The sequence below is a fragment of the Micromonospora sp. WMMD956 genome (assembly GCF_029626125.1).
Lineage (GTDB): Bacteria > Actinomycetota > Actinomycetes > Mycobacteriales > Micromonosporaceae > Micromonospora > Micromonospora carbonacea.
This window is the reverse complement of sequence record NZ_JARUBI010000005.1, coordinates 2712897-2734968: the sequence shown is the minus strand read 5'-3', so window position 1 is coordinate 2734968 and position 22072 is coordinate 2712897. Positions and strand designations below refer to the sequence as shown.

Genomic DNA, 22072 nt, shown 5'->3' with positions numbered 1-22072 from the left:
ACAGGGGGCCGACCCGGATTCGGCGGGCGTCGAACTGGGCAAGGCTGACGGCATGGACGGGCATCTCATCGTGCTGTTGCCGATCGCCGGCGTGTGGCTGGCCGCGGGTCTCCTCGCGGAGCGGCTGCCCCGGCCGCACCACGCCCGCCCGCTGCGCCGGCGTACCGGATGGTTGCTCGCCCTGACGGCGACCGGCCTCGGCCTGACGGCGGCCGTGCTCGCCGCCGGGCTGACCAGCGCCGGCACCGGCACGGTCGACCGGGCCGCCGCCGGCCTGGCCCTGGCGGCCACCCCGGCGCTGCTGGTGGCGGTCGTCACGGCCCGCCGGGTGCGCCGGCTCTGGGCCGCTGCGGGGGCGTTCGCCGCCGCGCCGGAGACGCCGGCCCCGCACGGGCTGCGCGCCGCCGCGGCGCACCCGCTGATCGGCCTGCCGCTACAGGTCACCGGCCTGGCCACCGTGCCGGCGGTGCTGTCGGCCAGCGGCCTCGACCTCTTCGCCGGGCCCGGCGCCACCGGTGCCGCCGTCACCGTGGCCGCGCTGGGCGTCGCCGCGATCGGGATACGCCACGCGCTGCGCCACAGCCGCCTCGCCGAGCGGTCGCTGACCCGCCGCCCCGGGTCAGCGCGAGCGGCCAGCGCTGCCCTGCACGTATAGCAGCTCCAGGATCGACCGGGTGGCCTCGAACCAGCGGTCGAGCCAGCCGGGCGGCGGCACGCTGCCCCGGGGGGGCAGCTCCAGCAGCAGCCCGCGCAGCAGCGGGTGGTCGACCAGGGAGTCGGTGCCCGAGGAGCCGGTCGACCAGCCCGACGGCGGGAACGACGGCTCGGTCAGCGGGTTCGGGTCCAGCGACGGCAGCGACAGCGGCGGGCCCACCTGGTCGAGGGCGGTCGAGCCGTCGTCCCGGGCGCCGATCTCGGAATCGGTGGAGACCACCTCCGTCAGGACGGTGTCCCGGCGGGCCCCGCGGTATTTCCCGCCGAACCGCTCCGGCTTGCCCGGACCGTTGGTGAGGTTCTCTGAACCGATCGTCGTCATCGTCTCGCCTGCCTCGCTCGGGTGCCGATCCGGGTGGCCGTTGCCGATCCGGTAGCTGGTCCGGGGTCGTCGACCAGCGCCGTCCCGACGGGTTCAACGACCAGGGCCGACGGTGGAAACGCGACGGGCGCGACCCCCGCCCCGGCCACGTTGCCGGAAGAAGGGTCGCGCCCGTCGTGTCTAGGGGTCAGCGATCAGTCCCGGAGGAACGCGCCGTCCCTGGCCCCGGCGACGAAGGCGTGCCAGCCCGCCGGAGCGAAGACCAGGTTGGGACCGCTCTTGTCCTTCGAGTCCCGTACCCCGACCGCCCCGGTCACGTACGCCACCTCCACGCAGTTGTCACAGTTCGGCCCGCTCTTCGAGCTCTTGAACCACGTCGCCCGCGTCAGGTCCCCACGGAACCCCTTGGTCGCCATTTCCACAACGGCTCCTCTGCCAGTTTTGCGATTTGTGCGATGGATTCCTCCGGGCGAATGGCCGCTGCTCGAACATGATCGAAGATGAAGCTGTACTTCTGTAGCTCGTCGCTCTTCTCCAGGAAGAGCCCACCCGTGGCGTTCTCCGCGTACACGACATCCGGATCATTGGCTTCTGGGAAGCTGAGGATGGTGAAGGTGCCGTCCATGCCGGCGTGCGCCCCGACCGAGAACGGCAGGATCTGAAGCGTCACGTTCGGCAACTCCGCCACCTCCACCAGCCGCTTGAGCTGAGCACGCATCACTGCGTCGCCGCCCACCGGCCGGCTCAGCACCGCCTCATCGAGCACCACCCACAGATCGACCGGATCGTCCTGGGTCAACAACGACTGACGATCCAATCGGACACGCACCCGTTGCTGAACCTGTTCGGTGGTGAAGTCCGGGCGGGCGGCCCGGATCATCGCCGAGGCGTACTCCTCGGTCTCCAGCAGGCCCGGGACGACCTGCTGCTCGTACTGCCGGATGGAGCTGGCCGCCGACTCCAGGCCGACGTACGCACCCACCAGCACCGTGCTGTAGGGGTGCCACCACCCCTTCTGCCGGGCCTCCCGGGCGATCTGCACCAGCTCGTCGCTCTCCGCGCCGGACACCCCGTAGATCAGCAGCATGTCGCGGACGTCGCGCGGGGTGGCCGTGGTGTGACCGGTCTCGATTCTGGAGATCTTCGACGCCGAGCACTCCAGTCGCTCGGCCACCACCTCGATGGTGATGCGCGCGGCGTCGCGGTGCCGGCGCAATTCTGCTCCGAGCCGGCGACGGCGGATGGTCGGGCTGCGCCGCTCGCTCACGACGCCCCCCGGCGACCCGTCGGGTCGAATCGCTCGCTGCTCGCCCTCACCCGGTTACCTCCGGTCGATCGCGCCAGGGGTCGACGCCCGCCGGGGGCGCGACCGTCGAAACGGCGGGCGAGCGTTCGCGGCAGGGGTGATGGTGCCGGTCGTCGACCGGCCGCGACGGGCGAAACCGGCGTCCAGTGTGCCGGTCCGGGGACAGCGGCATCAAGCGTCTATTTCCGCGAGCCGCTCACGTATCGGCAAAAGTCGACATGCAACTTGCATGAGGCACGCCACTCATGCAATCTGTCCGTAGGGCTCGAATCACTCAGCGTTCCGGTCGGCCGCCGGGGCGGGACGACCCACCGACGGGTGGGGCGTCCGGCCGAGGGATACCAGCCCGGCACCGCACGACAGGTCCGCTCCGGGCGAGAGCCCCGCTGCCGCACGTCAGGTTGACTGCGACGGCGGGCGCGGCGACCGGGAGCGGCGGGGTGCTGGTCGGGTCGTGGCACGCCACCAACGCGCCCGGCCCGACCAGCACCACCAGCGCCGCCGGTTCACGAGGCACAACCCCGTCACCAGGCGAGACATCCCCCGAAACACCAGCCACCGGCATGCCCGCCGGCCGATCTCCCAGGAGACCTCTGTGCTTCCCCGCTCAGGTGACGTGCTGCACGTGACGCGCGCGGCGAGTGTCCAGTTCCTCAAACCGATCATGTTCCGCGTGATCCGGGTGCTCGACTGGCCCACCTACGACGGATGGATGTGGCTCGACGGCTACGAGCTGAACGCGGCGGGGGACGCGGTCAGCAGGCGTTCGATCTACGTGCAGGCCGAGGGGCTGCGCCAGCTCCGGGTCGCCGCACAACCCCGGCAGCGCACCGTCCCCGTCCGGCCGCGCCGGCCCGTGGTGCGTACCCCGGCCCGGGTCGGCTGACCAGCCGAAACCCGTCCCGGTGGGCGTGCCACCGCCATAGAATCGGTACGCCCACCCCGGCGATCGTCTCCACCCCGCGCGTCCCGGACCCTGAACCTGGGATGGTCATGGTCATACTGCCCGCCGCGCGGCGGCACCACAGGTCCCGTACCGTCTACGCCTTCGGGCTGCTGGCGCTCCTCGGCGCCGCCACCACCCTCGGGGTGGTGGTCCGCTACCCGGCCCTGTCGGCCACCGAGCTGGCCACGCCGGTCCCCGCGCCGGAGATCACCGTCGTCGACGGGGAGCCCGAGCCGGACTGGGCCGACCCCGTGGATCCCCCGGCCGTGCCGGGCCCGATCGGCACGGAAGCGGGCGCGCCGGGCGTGCCGACCGGTCCACCGGCCGGCGCGGGGGCCGGCGTCGGAACGGACCCGGTGGTCCAGGCCGGGCGGGCCCCCGCCGGGCCCGCTTCCCTGCGGAACGAGACGAGCCGCTCGCTGTTCTGGTCCGGCCTCCTCGGGCTCGCCATCTCCCTGGCCGGCCTGGGACTGGTCGGCACCAGACGCCGCAGGTGGTGACCGGCACCGCGCCCGGAGCGGGGTGCCGACGCCGGACGCCGGGGGTGGTGACCGGCACCGCGCCCGGAGCGGGGTGCCGACGCCGGACGCCGGGGGTGGTGACCGGCGTCGCCGTCAGGGGGTCGGGGTCGCCGTGGCCGTCGGGGCCGCCGCGCTGCTCGTCGGCGTCGGTGTCGCGGCGACCACCAGGGTGACCTGCGCGCCGGCCGGCACCAGCTCGCCCGCCGCCGGGTCCGTCTCCAGCACCGTGCCGGCCGGCCGGTCCGACTCGCGGGTCTCGACCCGGTGGTCGACCCCGATCCGGTCCAGGATCCGCTCGGCCGTCGCCCGGGGCAGCCCCACCAGCGGCGGCATCGGCACCCCGGCCGGGGTCGTCGCCGGTGGCGTCGTGGCCGGGGCTGAGGACGGCCCACCCGTCGTCGCCTCGGTCGTCGGCGCCCCGGTCGTCGGCGGCGCCGAGGTCGGGCCCGCCGACGGCGTCTGCCCGGGGTCGGTGTCGCCGCCGGTCGACAGGGCCAGCCAGAAGCCGACGCCCAGCAGGCCGAGCAGCAGCAGCGCCACGACACCCAGCAGGATCGGCGTCCACCAGCGCCGGCCGGGCTGCTCCTCGGCGTACCACTCGCCGGTCGGGGGCCCGTAGTCCGCCGGTCGAGGCGGCGGCACCCCGGCCCGACCGGACCACACCTCCCCGCCGGCCGGCTTCGACCGGGCGTCGTCACCGGGCTTCGGCAGCGGCCGGGTCTGGTCACCGGCGTCGTCGGGGGGCGGGTCCTGGCGGTCGTCGCTCATGGCACGTCCTCTCCCACACCGGGCGGGTGGCTGGCCCTCCCATCCACGCTAACCGCTGTGGGCCAGCGCGGCCGGTACCGGCACGGCGAGCCGCCGTCACGGGGTGGGCGGCGGCTCCGCACTCGGCTCGTCGGGCTCCGCGCCGCAGGTCAGGGCCACCTTGTCGTTCCAGTGCGCCGTGCTGTCGGCCGCCGGCGCCTGGGCCGTGACGACGCCGGTCCGACCCGTCGGATAGCCGGGGTAGAGGCCCTCCTCGACCAGGTCCTCGGCCGCGTCGTCGCAGTCGTCGCCGACCAGGTCAGGGACGCTGACCTCGGGTGCGGGCCCGGCGACGTACAACGCGACGGTCGTTCCCCGCGACACGGGGGAGCCGACGGGCGGGTCGGCGCTCCGCACGTCCCGCCCCGACCCGGTGCCGAAGACCAGCCGCCAGCCCAGCCGCAGGTCCCGCAGCTCGTCCCGCGCGTCCTCGAAGTCCGTGCCGACCACCGGCGGGACGGTCAGCCCGGTGGAGCGGGTGGGCGCGGTGGTCCGGGTCGCCGGCGCGGTCGTCCGGGCCGGCGACGCCGGGGTCTCGGACGGGGACGCCGTGGCCGAGACGCCGGGCTGCGCGGCCGACGGGCCGGGCGAGGCGTCGTCCTCCCCCGCCAGCAGCCAGCCACCGGCCGCGCCGACCAGCGCGAGGAGCGCGACAGCCAGGCTGCCGCCCAGCACCTTGGCCGACCGGCCGGAGCCCGGCGGGTCGACCTCGTCGGGGTACGCCTCCCCTGCGGTGTTCCCGTCCGTCATAGCGTCCACCACCTCATCACCGGCGACCGTACCCGCGTCGCGCCGGGTGCCCAGGCCCGAGTTCGGTGCCACGACTCGCCGGTCCGACCACGGGAGGTTACGCTGCCCGGCATGGCCAGACGGGGCTGGGGAGGATCGATCGCCACCGCGATCGGTGTCGCTGCCGGCGCGGGCGCCGCCCAACTGGGCTTCGGCTACGGGCTGGGCATCATCAACTGGTCGGCGTCGGGCGTCGGCGCGGGCGAGGCGGCGTGGGTGGCGAGCCTCGCCTGGGCGACCTGGATCTCGGCCACCTCGACGATCACGGGCGCGGTCTGCGCCCAGCGGCTGCGGCGTCCCGTCGCCCGGGGCGAGGACCCGGCCGCGACCGGCCCGGCCGACGCCCCGACCGATGCGGCCCCGACCGGCGACCCCACGGCCACCGACGCCCCGACCGACGGCCCCACGACCACCGACCCCCCGACCGACGACGCCCCCGCCGACGACCCCGCAGCTGACGACTCCGCGATCGACGCGGGGCCCGCCGCCGATCCGGAGCCGGCGGCCCCGGGGCCGGACGTGGTCGACGCCGCCGACCGGGCCGCCGGCCCGGAGCCGACCGACCCGCCCCGCCCGGCGGGAGCGGTCGCGCTGGCGCTGGCCGCTGCGGTGGGCGCGCTGGTCACCGTGCTGCTGGTCGCCGTGCCGGCGCGGATGGCGGAGGTGCCCGGCGTCGCCGCGCCGCAGGCCACGGCCGCCGGGTACGCCGGGATGGGCCTGTTCCTCGGGCTGCTGGTGGCGGTCTGGGCGCTGCGCTCGCCCGCTGCGGCGGCCAACGTGATCGCCACGGTCGGCTGGCTCTGGCTCCTCGCCGTGGTCGCCGTGGTGGACGGGGTGCTCGCCGGGCGCGGGCTGACCACCGCCCAGCTCGGGATCTGGCAGCTCAGCGCCGACCGGCCCGGCTTCTGGATCCGGGACTGGTTCTACTGGCCCGGCGCGGCGCTGGCGCTCGGCTCGGCGCTGCTGATCGGGGCGCTGGCCGCGCGGCACGCGGCCCGGTCGGCGGAGCAGCGGCTCGGGGCGGCGGCCTCCGGCGGGGCCGGTCCGGTCCTCGTCGCGCTGGCGTACCTGCTGGTCGTGCCCGGCCTGGCCACGCTCGGCCGGGAGCAGGTGTCGGCGCACCTCGTCGCCCCGTACGCCGTGGTGCTGGGCCTGGCCGGCTCGGTGCTGACGGCGGCGCTCGCCCAGCGCTCCGCGAACCGCCGCAGCGCCCGCCGCGACCGTGGCGGGCCGGCGGACGGTCCCGCGCGGCCGACGGCGGGCGGACGCGGCTCCGCCGGGCCGGCGGCGCTGCCCCGGCAGCGTTCCGCAGCGGCCGGGGAGCCGACGGCGACGACCGCTCCCGGGTCGGTCACGCCGCCCGGCGCGGAGGCCGACCAGCCGGCGTGACCGACCCGGCGCGGCGGCCGACCAGCCGACCGACCCGGCGCGGCGGCCCGACGTCGTGCTCCGGGCCGCCCGGCGGGGTGGGACCCGTCAGTCGACCGGCCAGGTGTGCACCGGTTCGTTCTTGCGCTGCAACTCCGCGTAGCGCTGCACCATGTGGTGCAGGGCCGTGTCGCGGTCCATGCCCCGGTGGCGTTCGGCCGCCCAGACCGTCTCGGTCTGCCAGACCGCGCCGTTGCGGCCGGTGCGGCAACGCTGCTCGATGATGCCGAGCAGGCGGTCGCGCTCGGCGGGCGCGACGCCGAAGCGGTCCAGCCCGGTGGCCGCCGTCGGCAGCAGGGTGTCGAGCACCAGCCTGGTCACCGGCACGTCCCCGAGGCGCGGCCAGTGCAGGACCGCGTCCATCCCACGCCGGGCGGCGGCGTGGAAGTTCTCCTCGGCCGAGCTGAAGGTGAGCTGGCTCCAGATCGGCCGGTCCGCCTCGGCCAGGCCCCGGGCCAGGCCGAAGTAGAAGGCGGCGTTCGCGAGCATGTCGACCACGGTCGGGCCGGCGGGCAGCACCCGGTTCTCCACGCGCAGGTGCGGCCGACCGTCCATGATGTCGTAGACGGGCCGGTTCCAGCGGTAGACCGTGCCGTTGTGCAACCGGAGCTCCGCCAGCTCGGGCACGCCACCGGCGTGCAGGACCTCGACCGGGTCCTCGTCCCCGCAGATCGGCAGCAGCGGCGGGAAGTAGCGGACGTTCTCCTCGAACAGGTCGAAGATCGAGGTGATCCAGCGCTCGCCGAACCAGACCCGGGGGCGTACGCCCTGGGCCTTCAGCTCGTCGGGGCGGGTGTCGGTGGCCTGCTGGAACAGGGCGATCCGGGTCTCGGCCCAGAGCTGCCGGCCGTACAGGTAGGGGGAGTTCGCCCCGACGGCGACCTGCACCCCCGCGATGGCCTGGGAGGCGTTCCAGTAGTCGGCGAAGCTGTCCGGGGCGACCTGGAGGTGGAACTGGAGGCTCGTGCAGGCGGCCTCCGGCGCGATGGAGTCGGTGTGCGTCTGGAGCCGCTCGACGCCCCGGATGTCCAGCTCGATGGCCTCGCCCCGCGCGCCGACGATCTGGTCGTTGAGCACCCGGTACCGGGCGGCGGTGGAGAGGTTGTCGGCCACCAGGTGCCGCTCGGTCAGCGTGGGCAGGATGCCGACGAGGACGATCCGCGCGTCGGACGGGGCCGCCCGCGCGTCGGCCCGGTCCAGGCTGCTGCGCAGGTCGCGCTCGTAGTCGGCGAAGCCGGTGCCCCCGATGAGCCGGGGCTCGGCGTTCAGCTCCAGGTTGAACCGCCCCAGCTCGGTCTGGAAGAGCGGGTCGGCGATGTCGGCGAGGATCTCGTCGTTGCGCATCGCCGGCTCGGCGGCCGGGTCCACCAGGTTGAGCTCGATCTCCAGCCCGGTCATCGGCCGGTCGGCGTCGAAGCCGAAGTCGTCCAGCATCAACGCGAAGACGTCCAGGCACCTCCGGACCTTCTGCCGGTAGTGGAGCCTGTCCTCTCGGGAGAAGGCGCCCTGCTCGACGTCCCTGCCCATGTGTCCTCCCGGCGCGAGGCGCGGCGGGGCATGCCGCCCGCAGCGCACATTGTGAACCTTCTACGGTAAAAGCGCCCCCCGCGCCGGGCCAGAGGTCGACGCCGGACGGTCACCCCGGTGGCGGCCGCGACCGGCCCGGAACGCGCTCCCGACCGCCTCTCTACCCAGGTGACGGCACGCGCCACCGCCCCCGCCGAGGGGCCGACCGTGACAATTCGCACGCTCCCATTGGGAGGACCGCGGCGGGACGACTGCGGGCCCGCGTCGACTGGTGCGACGCGGGCCCGGGTCTCGGGGAGCGGGGCGGTCAGCCCTGGCGGACGCCCTCGCCCTCGATCTCGATCTTGATCTTCTTGCCGACCAGCACGCCGCCCGTCTCCAGGGCGACGTTCCAGGTCAGGCCGAAGTCCTCGCGGTCGATCTCGGTGCTGGCGGAGAAGCCGAAGATGTCCTGGCCGAACGGGCTGCGGCCGACGCCCTCGAACTCGACCTCCAGCTCCACCGCGCGCGTCACGCCCTTGATGGTCAGCTCACCGGTGAGGACGAACTCGTTGCCGTCGCGGGACTTGACGCCCGTGCTGCGGTACTCCAGGGTCGGGAAGGCCTCGACGTCCAGGAACTCGGGGCTGCGCAGGTGGGCGTCCCGGTCGGCCTGGGCGGTGCTGATGCTGGCGGCCTGGATGGTCGCGGAGACCGACGACTGCATCGGGTCCTCGGCGATCGTGATGGTGGCGCTCGCGTCGGCGAACTCGCCGCGCACCTTGCTGACCATCATGTGCCGGGCGACGAAGCCGACCCGCTTGTGGGCGACGTCCAGCAGGTAGGTGCCGGCCGCCGGGATCGTGAGGCCCTCCCACTCGCGGGTAACCGATCCGTTGCTGCTGGTCATGGTGCTGTCCTCCAGGAGAGAGTTCGTTAAGTGCCCCAACGACTGACGGAGCAACTATAGACAGAGCAATATTCCGTGTGTCAAGTATTGCTATGATGAACTCGTGGACCAGAACGTGTTCGACGACCCCCGGATCACCGCCGTCGGTCTCCTCGTCGAGGCGCACGCCGGGCTGTCGGCCCGGTTCGCCGCCCAGTTCGAGGAGCACGGGCTCTCTCCGGTCGAGTTCGAGGTGCTCACCCGCCTCGCCCGCTCGCCCGGCAACCAGCTGCGCATGACCGACCTCGCCGCGCAGACCTCGCTCTCCACCAGCGGCGTGACCCGGGTGGTCGACCGGATGGAACGCGACGGCCTGCTCTGCCGCCGGGCCTGCCCATCGGACCGACGCAGCTCGTACGCGGTGGTCACCGCCGCCGGGTTGCAGCGCCTGGACCAGACCCTCCCCGGGCACCTGAAGATCATCGAGGAGTGGTTCACCGGCCAGCTGGAGCCGGAGGAGCTGCGCGCCCTCCTTCACGGCCTCCGGCGCGTACGCGACGCGGTGCATCCGGGCGCGACCGCCGGCAGCACCGATCCGGTCCCGCCGGAGGCCACCCCCTCCTGACACCCGGCGGGCGGGACCTGCACGTCGACGGGCCCGGCCGCACCGAGGGGGAGGGGCACCGGCAGAAAGACCGGCAGAACCGCCCCACCAGCGGCAACAAACGGCATTAAGCGGACAAATCTCCCCGCCGGGAGTGGCTACTGTTCTCTCAGCGGGGGCGCACCGGGGGGTGCCGGCGCGGGCGATGAGCGAGGGGTAAAACCAGGGGGCTTCTTCGCTCGCGCCGCCCCCGCGTCAACATCTCCGGGCGGGCCCGGTCGGCTCCGGCCGACCGGGCCGCCGCAGTGGAGCCAGCACCTCGGCCTCCCGGGGCAGCAGGCTGATCCCGCTCCGCCGACAGGCGGCGTCGAGACGGTCGAGCACGGCCGCGTCCCGGGTGCTCGCCGCCAGCCCGACGAGCGCCTCCACCAGGTCCCGCCGGTCCTGGCCGGCGACGGTGCCCTCCGCCGCGGCGGCGAACCACTCGGCCGCCAGCTCACGATCGGCCCGGTGCAGGGCGATGTTCGCCTCGATGAGCGCGCAGATCCCGTCCTCGAACCGGGACTCGCCCGGCCGGCCGCCCAGCAGCTCGGTGCCGAGCGCCGCGTCACCCGCCGCGCAGGTGCGCAGCCCCGCCAGCACCTCGGCCGCCTCGTCGGGCCGCCCGTCCTGGGCCAGCGCCAGGCCGATCGTGCCGAGGGCCCGCCGCCGGTGCCCCGGGTCGCCGACCTCCACCAGCCCGGCGGCCACCCGGCGGCCCTGCTCCACGGCGTCGGCGTACCGGCCCTCCAGGCGGGTGACCTCGGCCAGGTCGGCCCGCGCCAGCAGGCGCAGCCGCCGGTCGCCGGACTGGGCGGCCAACCGGTCCATGGCCGCCAGGCGACGCCGCGCCCCGGCCAGGTCGCCCACCCGGATGTCGTGCCAGGCGAGGCTGTGCTGCGCCACGGCCATGTCGCGCAGCCGCCCGTGCCGGGTGGCCAGGGCGAGGACGGCGGCGGCCTGGTCGCGCGCCTCGTCGTGGCCCCCGGTCGCGCCCAGCAGGGCGCAGAGCACCGCCCGCGCCTCCAGCTCCCCGGCCACGTCGCCGGCCCGGTGCAGGATGGCCCAGGCGTCGCGAGCCGCCGCCAGCTCCTGCTCCGCCGCGCCGTGCTCGACGGCGAGCCGGGCCGCGCCCAGCACCGCCCGGGCGCGCAACCCCGGATCGGCGGCGGCGGTACGCGGGTCGGCCAGCAGCCGCCGCAGCCACTGCCGCCCGACGACGTCCCGGCCCCGGAACCGCCACCAGCGGGCCAGCCCGACGGCCAGCCGGAGCGCCGTCGTCGGGTCGTCGACGGCGGCGTGGGCCAGCGCGGCGGTGATGTCGCCGGTCGCCTCGTCGAGGCGGCGCACGGCCGAGGTCAGCAGCGGGCCGGCCAGGTCGGGAGCGGTCCGGGCCACCAGCCGCGCGAAGACCTCGGCGTGCCGCCGCCGGACGTCGTGCCGTTCCCCGGCGCCGATCTTCCGCTCGGTGGCGAACTCCCGGACCGCGTCGAGCAGCCGGAACCGGAACGGGCCGGTCCCCCGCACGCTCAGCAGGCCGAGCTGGAGAAACCGGTCCAGCAGCGGCACCGGATCGATCGAGACAGTTCCCTCCGGGTCGGCGTCGTCGGCCAGCATCTCCTCGGCCAGCTCCACCGACCAACGGTTGCGGAACACGGAGAGCCGACGCAGGGCGGCCCGCTCGTCCGGGGCGAGGAGGCGGTAGCTGGCCGCCACCGCGTCCCGCAGGGTGACCGTCGCCCCGCCTCCCGGCGTCCACCCGGGGTCGGGCCGCTGGGCCGGCGAGGTGGCAAGGTCGAGGACGCGGTCGCCGTACCGGTCGAGCAGCTCGTTGAGGTCGAGGATGCGCCCCCGGGCGGCCATCAGCTCGATGGCGAGGGGCAGCCCACCCAGCCGGCGGGCCAGCGCGGCGAGGGCCGGCAGCTCGTCCGGGTCCGGCGGCTCCCGCCGCACCCGGGCCAGCCGCGCCGTGAACAGCGCCACCGCCGGATAGCCGGCCAGCACGTCCGGCCCGGCCGGGTCGAGCTCGGGCGGCGGCACGTCCAGCGGCGGCACGGGCCAGACCCGCTCGCCGGGCACGCCGACCGGGTGCCGCCCGGTGACCAGCACCCGCAGCGTGGGCACCGCCCCCGCGAGCCGGTGCAGCGCCCCGGCCACCGGGTCGGGCGCCCGCTCCACCGCGTCGATCAGCAGCAGCGCCGGGCGGGCCGCCAGTTGCACCGCGAGGTCGGAGGCGCGGGCCGCGCCGAAGGCCGCCGCCGCTGCGGAGAGCACGTCGGCCGGGTCCGAGCCCTCCCCGACGAGCACCCCGGCGACCTCGCGGGGAGCCCGCCCGGCGACGGCGTGGGCGACCGCCAGGGCCAGCGCCGTCTTGCCCACGCCGGCCAGCCCGACGAGGCTGACCACGGGCGGGCCGTGGTCGGCGGTGAGCAGCTCGACGAGCTCGGCGACGTCCCGCTCCCGGCCGATCAGCGCGACGGGGGGCGGGAGCGCGATCGGCGTACCCCCGGGGTGGGCGGCCGACGACGGCCCGACGCCGACCGGGTGGGGGACCGACGGCGGCGGGGCGGCGGGTGGCTCGTCGGCCGCGCGGGCGGGGTCGGCCGGCGTCGTCCCCCGGGCGGCGGCGACGAACGCCGCCCGGGCGGGCCCGGCGAGGCCGAGTGCGCCGGCCAGCAGGTCGACGGTGGTCCGCTGCGGCCGCGCGGACCGGCCCCGCTCCAGGTCGCGGACCGTCCGCACCCCGACCCCCGCGCGGGCGGCCAGGTCGGACTGGGTGAGGCCGGCGGCGTGCCGGTGCGCGCGCAGCAGGGCGGACAGTCCGGTACGACCGTCCGCGCCCGGCGGACGGCCATGATCGGGAGCCATGGGCAGGAAGGGTACGGATCGGGTGTGACTGTCGTCAGCCAACCGTCGCCCTGCCGACGCTGACCGGCACAAATATCCGACAGCGCCCCGCCCGGGAGCTTACCGGCGTGAGAAGGGGACCCTTCTCTACCTCAGGCGTTAATAGGGGGCCCTTCCTTTCACAGGCCGAGGTCGCGGGCGATGATCATGCGCTGGACCTCGCTGGTGCCCTCGCCGATCTCCAGGATCTTCGAGTCGCGCCAGAACCGGGCCACCGGGTATTCGTTCATGAAGCCGTAGCCGCCGTGGATCTGGGTCGCCTCCCGGGCGTTGTCGACGGCGACCGTGCTGGCGTGCAGCTTGGCGATCGCCGCCTGCCGCTTGAACGGCTCGCCGGCCAGCATCCGGGCGGCCGCGTCGTAGTAGGCCAGGCGGGCGGTGTGCGCCTTCAGCTCCATGTCGGCGATCTTGAACTGGATGGCCTGGTAGTTGCCGATCGGCTGGCCGAACGCCTGGCGCTGGCTCGCATACTTGATCGACTCGTCCACGCAGCCCTGGGCGAGGCCGACGGCCAGGGCGGCGATGGCGATGCGGCCCTCGTCGAGGATGCGCAGGAACTGGGCGAAGCCCCGGCCGCGCTCGCCGAGCAGGTTGGCCGCCGGCACCCGGCAGTCGTCGAAGGTCAGCTCGTGGGTGTCCGAGGCGGTCCAGCCGACCTTCGAGTAGCCCGGGGCGACCGTGAACCCGGGGGTGCCGGACGGGACGATGATCGTGGACAGCTCCTTGCTGCCGTCCGGCCGGGTGCCGGTGACGGCGGTGACCGTGACCAGCGCGGTGATGTCGGTGCCCGAGTTGGTGATGAACGCCTTCGAGCCGTTGATCACCCACTCGTCGGTGGACTCGTCGAGGACGGCCCGGGTCCGGGTGCCGCCCGCGTCCGAGCCGGTGCCGGGCTCGGTGAGGCCGAAGCCCGCGAGCGCCTCGCCGCTGAGCAGCCTCGGCAGCCACCGCTCCCGCTGCTCGGCCGTGCCGAAGCGGAAGATCGGCATCGCGCCGAGGGAGACCGCCGCCTCCAGGGTGATCGCCACGCTGGAGTCGACCCGCGCCAGCTCCTCCAGGGCCAGGCAGAGCGCGAAGTAGTCGCCGCCCATGCCGCCGTGCTCCTCGGGGAAGGGCAGACCGAACAGGCCCATCTTGCCCATCTGCCGGATCACCTCGTACGGGAAGGTGTGCTTCTCGTAGTGCTCGGCGATGACCGGGGCGACCACCTCGCGGGCGAAGTCCCGCACGCTGGACCGCAGCGCCTCTTGCTCCTCGGTGAGCCGGAAGTCCATCGGTTCCTCCTGTACGCAGTCCTCCGCCGGGCGCTCGTGACGCCGACGGGGTGGGTCAGACCGGGGTGACGCCGTGCCGGCGGCGGGAGAAGCTCCGGTCCTTGGTGCGGGCGGCGGCGTAGCGGCGGACCAGCTCGGCGCGCAGGTCGTGCGGCTCGACGATCGCGTCGACCACCAGCTCGCTGGCCAGGCGGACGACGTCGATGTCGCGCTCGTACTCGGCGCGCCTGGCGGCGACGAAGGCGGCCCGTTCCGCCTCGTCGGCGATGGCCGCGATCTTGTTGGCGTAGACGGCGTTGACGGCTGCCTCGGCCCCCATCACCGCGATCTTCGCGGTGGGCAGGGCGATCGTCGCGTCGGGCTCGAAGCCGGGACCGGCCATCGCGTAGAGGCCCGCGCCGTACGCCTTGCGGACCACCACGCAGATCTTCGGCACCGTCGCCTCGGAGATCGCCGTGATCATCTTGGCCCCGTGCCGGATGATGCCCTGCTTCTCCACCGCGCTGCCCACCATGAACCCGGGCACGTCGGACAGGAACAGCAGCGGGACGTTGAACGCGTCGCAGAGCTGCACGAACCGGGTCGCCTTGTCGGCCGAGTCGACGAAGAGCACGCCGCCCTTGAACATCGAGTTGTTGCCGACGACGCCGACGACCTCGCCGTCGAGCCGGCCGAAGCCGATGGTCAGCTCCCGGGCCCAGAGCGCCTGGATCTCGAAGAAGCTGCCGTCGTCGAGCAGGCCCTTGACGTACCGGCGCATGTCGAACGCCTGCCGCTCGCTGGCCGGCACGAGCGCGGCCAGGTCGGCCTTGGCCGGCGCGGGGGTCGCCTCGGCGGCCGGCGGCGGCTGGGTCCAGTTGGCCGGCAGGTAGGACAGGTAGCGGCGGACCACGTCGAGCGCCTCGGCCTCGGTCTTGCAGAGGAAGTGCCCGACGCCGGACTCGGCGCAGTGCACGCGCGCCCCGCCCATCGCCTCCAGGGTGGTCTTCTCGCCGGTCACCATCTCGACCATCCGGTCGGAGCCGAGGTACATGCTGGCGTTGCCGTCGACCATCGCCACCACGTCGCAGAAGGCCGGGATGTAGGCCCCGCCGGCCGCGCTCGGCCCGAACAGCGCGCAGACCTGGGGGATGGAGCCGGAGGCGCGGACCTGGTTCCAGAAGATCTTCCCGGCGCCGCGTCGGCCGGGGAACAGGTCGACCTGGTCGGTGATGCGCGCGCCGGCCGAGTCGACCAGGTAGACCATCGGCACGCCGGTCGAGTAGGCGCGCTCGATGATCCGGATGATCTTTTCGACGGTACGCGCGCCCCAGCTGCCCGCCTTGACCGTGGAGTCGTTGGCCATCAGGCAGACCGGCCGGCCGTCGATGGCGGCGGTGCCGGTGACGACGCCGTCGGCGGGCAGGCCGTCGGCCAGGGCGTTCGCGTAGAGGCCGTCCTCGACGAACGAGCCCTCGTCGACCAGGAGCGCCACCCGCTCGCGGGCGAAGAGCTTGCCCTTGGCCGAGTTGGCCGCGTGGTATTTGTCCGCACCGCCGGCCCTCGCGCGCTTGCGCAGCTGCTCCAGTGCCTCACCGTCGAGCGTCACGCCGACTCCCCATCGCCGCCACCGCGCCGGCCGCCGCACGGGCACGCCGGCCACCCTGAACGATCGTTAGGTTAGCTCATCCGCCGCCCGATCGGCGACCCCGGGGCGCACCCGACGCCGGCGCGCCACGAATCGACCGATCGTGATCCAAATATTGAAATGCGTAGATGATTCTCGTTAGGCTCCCGTCACCCCCTCCCGGATTGGAGTCAGCGATGGCCTCACGAATCAGCCGGACCCTGGTCGCGATGCTCGCCACGGCCGGTGCGACCCTCGGCGTCACCCTCGCCAACCCGTCGCCCGCGTCCGCTGCCATGACCATCTGCTACAACACCAGCCAGGCCCCGAGCTACGCCAGCATCGCCAACCAGGCCGCCACGATCTGGAACAACGCCACGTCGAACCTGACGCTGACCGCGAACTGCGGCACCAACCTCCGGATCTACCAGATCACCGGCGGCGGCTCGTACGCCGTGCGGACCAGCCTCGGCAACGGGCGGGTCTACATCGACACCCAGCAGGCCGCCCAGTACAGCCCGCTGCGGATCATGACCCACGAGATCGGGCACATCCTCGGCCTGCCCGACAACTACAACGGCAACTGCGCGATCCTGATGTCCGGCGGCAGCGCCGGCACGAGCTGCACCAACCCGTACCCGAGCAGCGCCGAGGCGAGCCGGGTGACCAGCCTGTTCGCCGGCACCCGCAGCACCGAGCGGGGCACGGACAGCGGGTCGACCGTCTTCCAGGACAGCTGGCCGGCCGCGCTCGCCCCGGTGAGCTGACCGAGCGGGAACACCGGAGGGGCCGGCACACCGCCGGCCCCTCCGCCGCGTCTCCCGGCCCTCCGCCGCGTCTCCCGGCCTCTTCGCCCGGTCGGGCGGGCAGGGCGTCAGGCCGGCAGGGGCGTCAGCCGGGTGCGCGGGCCCGCCCGCAGGACGCCGGAGGGCAGCTTCTTGCCGAGCAGCTCCTCGGCCAGCTCCGCCACCTCGACCAGGGCCGCCAGGTCGATGCCGGTGTCGATGCCCATGTCGTGCAGCATGTGCACCGCCTCCTCGGTGGCCAGGTTGCCGCTGGCCCCCGGCGCGTACGGGCAGCCGCCGAGGCCGCCGACGCTGGCGTCGAACTCGGTCACCCCCAGCTCCAGCGCCGTCAGCAGGTTGGCCAGCGCCGTGCCCCGGGTGTTGTGGAAGTGCAGCAGCACGGGGACGTGCGCGTTGCGGTCGCGTACCGCGCTGATCAGCTCGCGGACCCGGCGCGGCGTGCCCATGCCCGTGGTGTCGCCGAACGCGACCCGGTCCGCGCCGTCGCGGACCACCCGGTCGACGATGGCGGCGACCCGCGCCGGGTCGACGTCCCCCTCGTACGGGCAGCCGAAGCTGGTCGCCACGATCACCTCGGCCGTGGCCCCGGCACCGTGCAGCAGGTCGATCAGCTCGGCGATGTCGTCGAGCGACTCGGCGGTGGACCGGTTGACGTTGCGCCGGTTGTGCGTGTCGCTGGCCGAGACCACCACCTCGATCTCGGTGAACCCGGCCGCCAGGGCCCGCTGCGCGCCCCGGGTGTTCGGCACCAGCGCCGAGTAGCGCACCCCGTCGGCCTTCGCCGCCCGCCGCCACACCTCGTCCGCGTCGGCCATCTGCGGGATCGCCCTGGGGTGCACGAACGACACCGCCTCGATGCGGCGCACGCCGGTGCCGGAGAGCGCGTCGAGCAGCCGCACCTTGGCATCGGTCGGGATGGGCTCCTCGTTCTGGAGCCCGTCGCGCGGCCCGACCTCCCGGATCGAGACCGCCGCTGGCATCTGGCTCATGGTCACCTCGCTGTGACGTCGGGCCGCCGGTGGTGCCGCACGCGCCGCCGCCCCTCGTGAGGGCGGCCGACGGGACGAAGCCGGACGACCAATGGTCCCTCCAGACAACCAGAACCCCGCGCCCCGCCGCCAGGCCGCCCCGCCCCTGGCCGGGCGGCGGGGCGGGGCGGTCAACAGCGGCGATCAACAGCGGCGGTCAGCGCATGCGGGAGACGATGCCCGTGTCGTAGTCGCCGGAGAGGAACTCGTCGTTCTCCAACAGCTCGGCGAAGAACGGCAGGTTGCACTTGGGGCCGGCCACCTCGAACGCGGCGACCGCCGCGCGGGCCCGCTCGATCGCCTCCGCCCGGTCGCGGCCGTCGACGATCAGCTTGGCCAGCAGGCTGTCGTAGAACGGGGTGACCGTGTTGCCGTCGACGTAGCCGGAGTCGACCCGCACGCCCTCGCCGGCCGGCTCGCGCCACGTCGTGATCACGCCGGGGCCGGGCAGGAAGCGCTTCGGGTCCTCGGCGTTGATCCGCAGCTCGATGGCGTGACCGCGCGGGGCGAGCGCGTCCGGGTCGAACGTCGGCGCGAGGCCGGCGGCGACCCGGAGCTGCTCCTCCACCAGGTCCACGCCGTAGACCAGCTCGGTGACGGGGTGCTCGACCTGGAGGCGGGTGTTCATCTCCAGGAAGAAGAACTCCTGCGTGGCGGGGTCGAAGAGACACTCCACCGTGCCCGCGTTGCGGTAGCCCACCGCCTCGCCGGCCCGCACGGCGGCGGCCAGGAGGCGGGCGCGCAGCTCCGGCGAGACCGCCGGGGACGGGGACTCCTCGACGAGCTTCTGGTTGCGGCGCTGCACCGAGCACTCCCGCTCGCCGAGCGCCACCACCCGGCCGTCGGCCAGCCCGAGGATCTGCACCTCGACGTGGCGTACCCGGGGGAAGTAGCGCTCGATCAACACCGACCCGTCGCCGAACATCCGCGCGGCGAACGCGCGCACCTTGTCGTACTCGCTGCGCAGCGCCGCCTCGTCGGCGGCCACGCCCATGCCCATGCCGCCGCCGCCCGCTGCGGCCTTGACCATCACCGGGTAGCCGATCTCGGCCGCGGCGGCGACCGCCGCGTCCAGGTCGGCGGCCGGTTCGGTGGTGCCGGGGGCGACCGGCACCCCGGCCGCCGCCATCAGGTTCCGGGCGTTGATCTTGTCGCCCATCGCGGAGATCGCGTCCGCGCCGGGCCCGACCCAGATCAGCCCACTGCTCTCGACGGTACGGGCGAAGTCGGCGTTCTCCGACAGGAAGCCGTAACCGGGGTGGATCGCCTGCGCGCCGGTCGACTTGGCGGCGGCGAGGATGGCCTCGACGTTGCGGTAGCTCTGGGCCGGGTTCGCCGGTCCCACACAGACGGCCTCGTCGGCCTCGGTCACGAACGGCAGGCCGGCGTCGGCCTCCGAGTGGACAGCGATCGCGCGGATGCCGAGCCGGTTCGCGGTTCGGATGATCCGACGGGCGATCTCGCCGCGGTTGGCCACCAGCAGCGATTCGATCATGTTCTCCTCCAGCGTCCAGGGGTGGGGACGATGCCAGGGAACCATGGGTGACGGAGCGTCCACGAGTCAAGCGCGTGGCGGCGGGGCGGGTTCAGCCGCCCGTGTCGAGCTGCTGCGGACACAGCACAGGCCCTCGGCGGATGCGAGGGCCTGCGGGTCGACGGGGTTGCGGGCGGAAGGACTGCGGGTGGAGGTGCTGTAGGCGGGAGGGCTGTGGGGCGAAGGGCCGCCGGGTGAGCGGGTCAGGCGACGCGCTTCGCCAGCGTGAGGAAGCCGCGCCAGGAGGCCGGCGAGAAGGAGAGGGTGCCGCCGTCGCGGTCCTTCGTGTCGCGGACGAGGACGACGCCGGGCAGGTTGTCGGCGACCTCGACGCAGTTGCCGCCGTTGCCGCCGCTGCGGGTGCTCTTGCGCCACTGCGCGCCGGTCATGTCCATGCTGCTGCCGCCTCCCTCAGGAGATCCAGGGACTGCGACCGCGACAGGGCCTCACCCCGGATCCGCTCCCACCGTCGTTCGAGCGTAGCAAGTTGGGCGGCCTGATCGATGATCTGCGCCTGGGCCTGACTGTCCACGTGGGCCACCCGCGTCCCGCCGGGAAGCTCGGCGATCGTGAAGGGGCCGTCGAGCCCCGGATAGGTCGGGGCGTCGCGGGGGACGATGTGCAGTTGGACGGCCGGCAGCTCCGCGCAGGTCACCAGGCGGGCGAGCTGGGCGGCCATGATCGACCGCCCGCCGGCCGGCACCCGGCGGATCACCTGCTCGTCGATGACGACGACGGTCATGGGTGCCCGGTCGCAGGTGAGGATCGCCTGCCGGGCGATGCGGGCCACCACCAGGTCGTCGACCTCGGCCGGCGACAGGGGCTGCCCGTGGAACGTGGCGCGGGCGTACGCTTCGGTCTGCAACAGGCCCGGCACCCAGGCCAACTCGAAGGCGCGCATGGCGACCGCCTCGCGCTCGATGTCGACCCACGGCCGGAACCACACCGGCTCGCGGCGCAGGGCATCCGGCCAGAGGTCTGCCACATCCTTGCCGAGGATCCTCGCGACTTCGCCACGATGCCGGGTCTGCGGAATGCGCCCGGGGTTCGCCCAGCGGGCAACGGTCTTCGGGTGGAGCCCTATGCGACCTGCCAAGCTCTCGGCGGTCTCCGACGCCTCGGCGAGGGCCGTGACGAACGCATGATTCATGCCTGAGTCCCTTCAGGAACCTACGGAACGTCCGAAGGAAATCATCTAACGCTGTGTGATTGCGCCGCAACCCTGGGCAGGCTGTCATCGGGACGGCGTGGGTCGGGAGGGCGGAGAAGCCCCCGCCCGCGTTCGTCGAGGGGGCCGCCCGGCCGGTCCTGCGCACCAGGCGCGGGCGGTCCCCTCTCCACCGGCTACGGACAGGGGAAGCAGATGCCGAACCGAGCAGGACCACCGCGCCGACGACCGCCGGGGCCGGGAGGCGGCGGTGACCGGCAGGCGGCGGGGCCGGAAGGCGGCGGGGCCGGAAGGCTGCGGTGACCGGCCGGTCGATCGCTCCGGGCGACGTGCTGCGCCTGACCCGCGCCGCGAGCCCGCAGTTCGTCGAGCCGATCACCGTGCGGGTCATCCGCGAGGTGCCGGACCGGCACACCTACCACGGCTGGACGTGGATCGAGGCGTACGAGTTGGACGCCCGGGGCGACGCCGTCGCCAAGCGCGAGCTGTTCGTGCTGCGCGAGGGGTTGCACCGACTCGCCGGGACTCCGCGGCAGGCCCCGCCGGCCCGGGGCACGAACCCGGCCCTGCGGCAGGCCGCGCCCGCCCGAGGCACGAGCCCGGCCCGGGTGCGCTGATGTCCCGCCCGGGTCCCCCGGTGCCCCGCGCTCGTGCCGTGATGCCCCGCCGGCACCTACCGATGCGCCCCGCCTGGCTCTGCCGGGTCTGCGCCGCTCAGTGGCCCTGCCCGGCCGCGCGGCTCGACCTGCCCGTCGAGTTCCACGGCCACAGCGTCGCGCTCGCGTTCTACCTGGCCGCCGCGATGCGGGACGCCATGGACGACACGTACCGGCTCGGCGGCCGGCCCGACAGGGCGACGATGCACGCCCGCTTCCTCGGCTGGCTCTCCCCGACCCGCCCTCACCGGACCGAGCGCCACTGACCGTCCGGGGCGATGAGGCCAGGGCTGGTGTCGACATACTCGACATACCGGGCGACGCAGGCAGAAGATCGTGCTCGATCCTGGAAAGAGTGGCATCCGCCGGGGAACGACATCACTGTTTCCCTGATCGAGCACGATCTTGTCCCGGTCGAGCCCGGCGCGGAGCGACTTGTCCCGGTCGAGCCCGGGTGGGGCAGGGGCTCAGGCGTCGGCGTCGGCCTCGGCGAGGAGGGCGGCCAGCGTGGCGGCGCGCAGCAGCGCGGCCCGCCGCTGCCGATCCACCTCGCCGCCGAGGAACGGCGTCGAGTTCATCAGGCCGAACGCCGCGTGCGCCAGCACCCGCGCCTCGCCGTCGGGCAGGCCCGGGTGCAGCGCGGTCAGCACCGTCACCCACTGCTCCACGTAGAGCCGCTGGAGGCGGCGGATGCGGCGGCGCGGCTCGTCGGGCAGCCGGTCCAGCTCGTGCAGGTGCAGGGCGATCACGGCCGGGTTGGCCAACGCGAACTCGACGTGGAAGTCGATCAGCGACTCCAGCGCCGCGCGCGGATCGGCGGAATGGCCGGTGACCCGTTCCCGCCCGCCGTCGAGCAGCCCCTCGCTGACCGGGATCAGCGCGGCGGCCAGCATCGCCTCCTTGCCGGCGAAGTGGTGGTAGAGGGCAGGGCCGGTGACGCCCGCCGCCGCGCCGATGTCGTCCATCGACACGCCGTGGTAGCCCCGGGCGGCGAAGAGCCCGACCGCGATCTCCAGGATCTCGTCCCGCCGCGACCGTCTCCTGCCAGTGCCCGCCACGCCGCTCGCCGCTCCCCGTGCCCGCTGTTCCACCGTCACCCGGCAAGCCTAGACCCGCCCGGACGCCTAGGTTACCCGCCGGTCGGCCCCCGCCAGCCGTGGTCGCACCATCAGTCGTCGTCGACTCGTCAATCGTCGTCGCCCAGGCAGCCGCAGCCGTCGTC

The 22072-nt window shown here is 74.3% G+C and carries 23 protein-coding genes; 8 read left to right on the top strand and 15 right to left on the bottom strand.

What is annotated here, in order from left to right:
• The first annotated feature begins 52 nt into the window (after positions 1-52).
• Complete coding sequence (locus O7628_RS12590; RefSeq protein WP_278130527.1) at positions 53-655, top strand: hypothetical protein; 603 nt, start codon at positions 53-55, stop codon at positions 653-655.
• Here O7628_RS12590 and O7628_RS12585 read toward each other — a convergent pair.
• The 3 genes from O7628_RS12585 to O7628_RS12575 all read right to left on the bottom strand — a co-directional run bounded on the left by O7628_RS12585 (position 620) and on the right by O7628_RS12575 (position 2303).
• Positions 620-1036, bottom strand: a complete 417-nt coding sequence (locus tag O7628_RS12585) for a hypothetical protein (protein WP_178062755.1) — start codon at positions 1034-1036, stop codon at positions 620-622. The two genes, O7628_RS12590 and O7628_RS12585, sit on opposite strands and share 36 nt — an antisense overlap.
• A 194-nt stretch (positions 1037-1230) precedes the next feature.
• Positions 1231-1452: a DUF397 domain-containing protein gene (locus O7628_RS12580; RefSeq protein WP_043961068.1), complete on the bottom strand. Its 222-nt coding sequence runs from the start codon at positions 1450-1452 to the stop codon at positions 1231-1233.
• On the bottom strand, positions 1422-2303 hold the full coding sequence (locus O7628_RS12575) for a helix-turn-helix transcriptional regulator (RefSeq protein WP_074475679.1): 882 nt from the start codon (positions 2301-2303) through the stop codon (positions 1422-1424). Before O7628_RS12575 ends, O7628_RS12580 begins: the two co-directional genes overlap by 31 nt.
• Before the next feature lie 634 nt (positions 2304-2937).
• On the opposite strand from O7628_RS12575, the gene O7628_RS12570 reads away from it, so the two are divergent.
• Positions 2938-3228, top strand: coding sequence for a hypothetical protein (locus O7628_RS12570; RefSeq protein WP_074475680.1), 291 nt, complete (start codon positions 2938-2940; stop codon positions 3226-3228).
• A 101-nt stretch (positions 3229-3329) separates the two neighbouring features.
• The gene (locus tag O7628_RS12565) at positions 3330-3788 is read left to right on the top strand and encodes a hypothetical protein (protein WP_278130526.1); all 459 of its coding nucleotides are present in this window, start codon (positions 3330-3332) and stop codon (positions 3786-3788) included.
• Positions 3789-3902: 114 nt separating this feature from the next.
• On the opposite strand, the gene O7628_RS12560 is transcribed toward O7628_RS12565, so the two are convergent.
• Positions 3903-4577, bottom strand: a complete 675-nt coding sequence (locus tag O7628_RS12560) for a PASTA domain-containing protein (RefSeq protein WP_278130525.1) — start codon at positions 4575-4577, stop codon at positions 3903-3905.
• A 96-nt stretch (positions 4578-4673) separates the two neighbouring features.
• Positions 4674-5366: a PASTA domain-containing protein gene (locus tag O7628_RS12555; RefSeq protein ID WP_278130524.1), complete on the bottom strand. Its 693-nt coding sequence runs from the start codon at positions 5364-5366 to the stop codon at positions 4674-4676.
• A gap of 111 nt (positions 5367-5477) precedes the next feature.
• Between O7628_RS12555 and O7628_RS12550 the strand changes: the two genes are divergently transcribed.
• On the top strand, positions 5478-6794 hold the full coding sequence (locus tag O7628_RS12550; RefSeq protein WP_278130523.1) for a hypothetical protein: 1317 nt from the start codon (positions 5478-5480) through the stop codon (positions 6792-6794).
• Between the two features lie 87 nt (positions 6795-6881).
• Here the strand turns inward: O7628_RS12550 and O7628_RS12545 are convergent, their stop codons facing one another.
• Positions 6882-8360 (bottom strand): glutamate--cysteine ligase, encoded by a 1479-nt coding sequence (locus tag O7628_RS12545; protein WP_278130522.1) that lies wholly within the window; start codon positions 8358-8360, stop codon positions 6882-6884.
• A gap of 307 nt (positions 8361-8667) precedes the next feature.
• Positions 8668-9249, bottom strand: coding sequence for a YceI family protein (locus O7628_RS12540; protein ID WP_074475686.1), 582 nt, complete (start codon positions 9247-9249; stop codon positions 8668-8670).
• A gap of 103 nt (positions 9250-9352) precedes the next feature.
• Between O7628_RS12540 and O7628_RS12535 the strand changes: the two genes are divergently transcribed.
• Positions 9353-9853: a MarR family winged helix-turn-helix transcriptional regulator gene (locus O7628_RS12535; protein WP_278130518.1), complete on the top strand. Its 501-nt coding sequence runs from the start codon at positions 9353-9355 to the stop codon at positions 9851-9853.
• Between the two features lie 234 nt (positions 9854-10087).
• Here O7628_RS12535 and O7628_RS12530 read toward each other — a convergent pair whose 3' ends face one another.
• The 3 genes from O7628_RS12530 to O7628_RS12520 form a co-directional block, all read right to left on the bottom strand.
• Positions 10088-12739: a helix-turn-helix domain-containing protein gene (locus tag O7628_RS12530; RefSeq protein ID WP_278130517.1), complete on the bottom strand. Its 2652-nt coding sequence runs from the start codon at positions 12737-12739 to the stop codon at positions 10088-10090.
• Positions 12740-12897: 158 nt separating this feature from the next.
• Positions 12898-14052 carry an acyl-CoA dehydrogenase family protein gene (locus O7628_RS12525; protein ID WP_278130516.1) on the bottom strand — a complete coding sequence of 385 codons (1155 nt, stop codon included), beginning with the start codon at positions 14050-14052 and terminating at the stop codon, positions 12898-12900.
• A 55-nt stretch (positions 14053-14107) separates the two neighbouring features.
• The gene (locus O7628_RS12520) at positions 14108-15640 is read right to left on the bottom strand and encodes an acyl-CoA carboxylase subunit beta (RefSeq protein ID WP_278130514.1); all 1533 of its coding nucleotides are present in this window, start codon (positions 15638-15640) and stop codon (positions 14108-14110) included.
• Between the two features lie 215 nt (positions 15641-15855).
• Here O7628_RS12520 and O7628_RS12515 point away from each other — a divergent pair, with 215 nt between their 5' ends.
• Entirely contained in the window at positions 15856-16425 is a 570-nt protein-coding gene (locus O7628_RS12515; protein ID WP_074475690.1) for a snapalysin family zinc-dependent metalloprotease, read from the top strand.
• A gap of 107 nt (positions 16426-16532) precedes the next feature.
• Here O7628_RS12515 and O7628_RS12510 read toward each other — a convergent pair whose 3' ends face one another.
• The 4 genes from O7628_RS12510 to O7628_RS12495 form a co-directional block, all read right to left on the bottom strand.
• The gene (locus tag O7628_RS12510; protein WP_278130511.1) at positions 16533-17453 is read right to left on the bottom strand and encodes a hydroxymethylglutaryl-CoA lyase; all 921 of its coding nucleotides are present in this window, start codon (positions 17451-17453) and stop codon (positions 16533-16535) included.
• 196 nt (positions 17454-17649) lie between these two features.
• The gene (locus tag O7628_RS12505; protein ID WP_278130510.1) at positions 17650-18987 is read right to left on the bottom strand and encodes a biotin carboxylase N-terminal domain-containing protein; all 1338 of its coding nucleotides are present in this window, start codon (positions 18985-18987) and stop codon (positions 17650-17652) included.
• 242 nt (positions 18988-19229) lie between these two features.
• Positions 19230-19415 (bottom strand): DUF397 domain-containing protein, encoded by a 186-nt coding sequence (locus O7628_RS12500; protein WP_178062745.1) that lies wholly within the window; start codon positions 19413-19415, stop codon positions 19230-19232.
• Positions 19412-20176, bottom strand: coding sequence for a DUF5753 domain-containing protein (locus tag O7628_RS12495; RefSeq protein ID WP_278130508.1), 765 nt, complete (start codon positions 20174-20176; stop codon positions 19412-19414). Before O7628_RS12495 ends, O7628_RS12500 begins: the two co-directional genes overlap by 4 nt.
• A 317-nt stretch (positions 20177-20493) precedes the next feature.
• Here O7628_RS12495 and O7628_RS12490 point away from each other — a divergent pair, with 317 nt between their 5' ends.
• Together O7628_RS12490 and O7628_RS12485 are read left to right on the top strand one after the other, a co-directional pair.
• Entirely contained in the window at positions 20494-20811 is a 318-nt protein-coding gene (locus O7628_RS12490; RefSeq protein WP_278130507.1) for a hypothetical protein, read from the top strand.
• A 41-nt stretch (positions 20812-20852) separates the two neighbouring features.
• The gene (locus O7628_RS12485) at positions 20853-21116 is read left to right on the top strand and encodes a hypothetical protein (protein WP_278136296.1); all 264 of its coding nucleotides are present in this window, start codon (positions 20853-20855) and stop codon (positions 21114-21116) included.
• Between the two features lie 201 nt (positions 21117-21317).
• Here the strand turns inward: O7628_RS12485 and O7628_RS12480 are convergent, their stop codons facing one another.
• Positions 21318-21947 carry a TetR/AcrR family transcriptional regulator gene (locus tag O7628_RS12480; protein WP_278130506.1) on the bottom strand — a complete coding sequence of 210 codons (630 nt, stop codon included), beginning with the start codon at positions 21945-21947 and terminating at the stop codon, positions 21318-21320.
• Between the last annotated feature and the right edge of the window lie 125 nt (positions 21948-22072).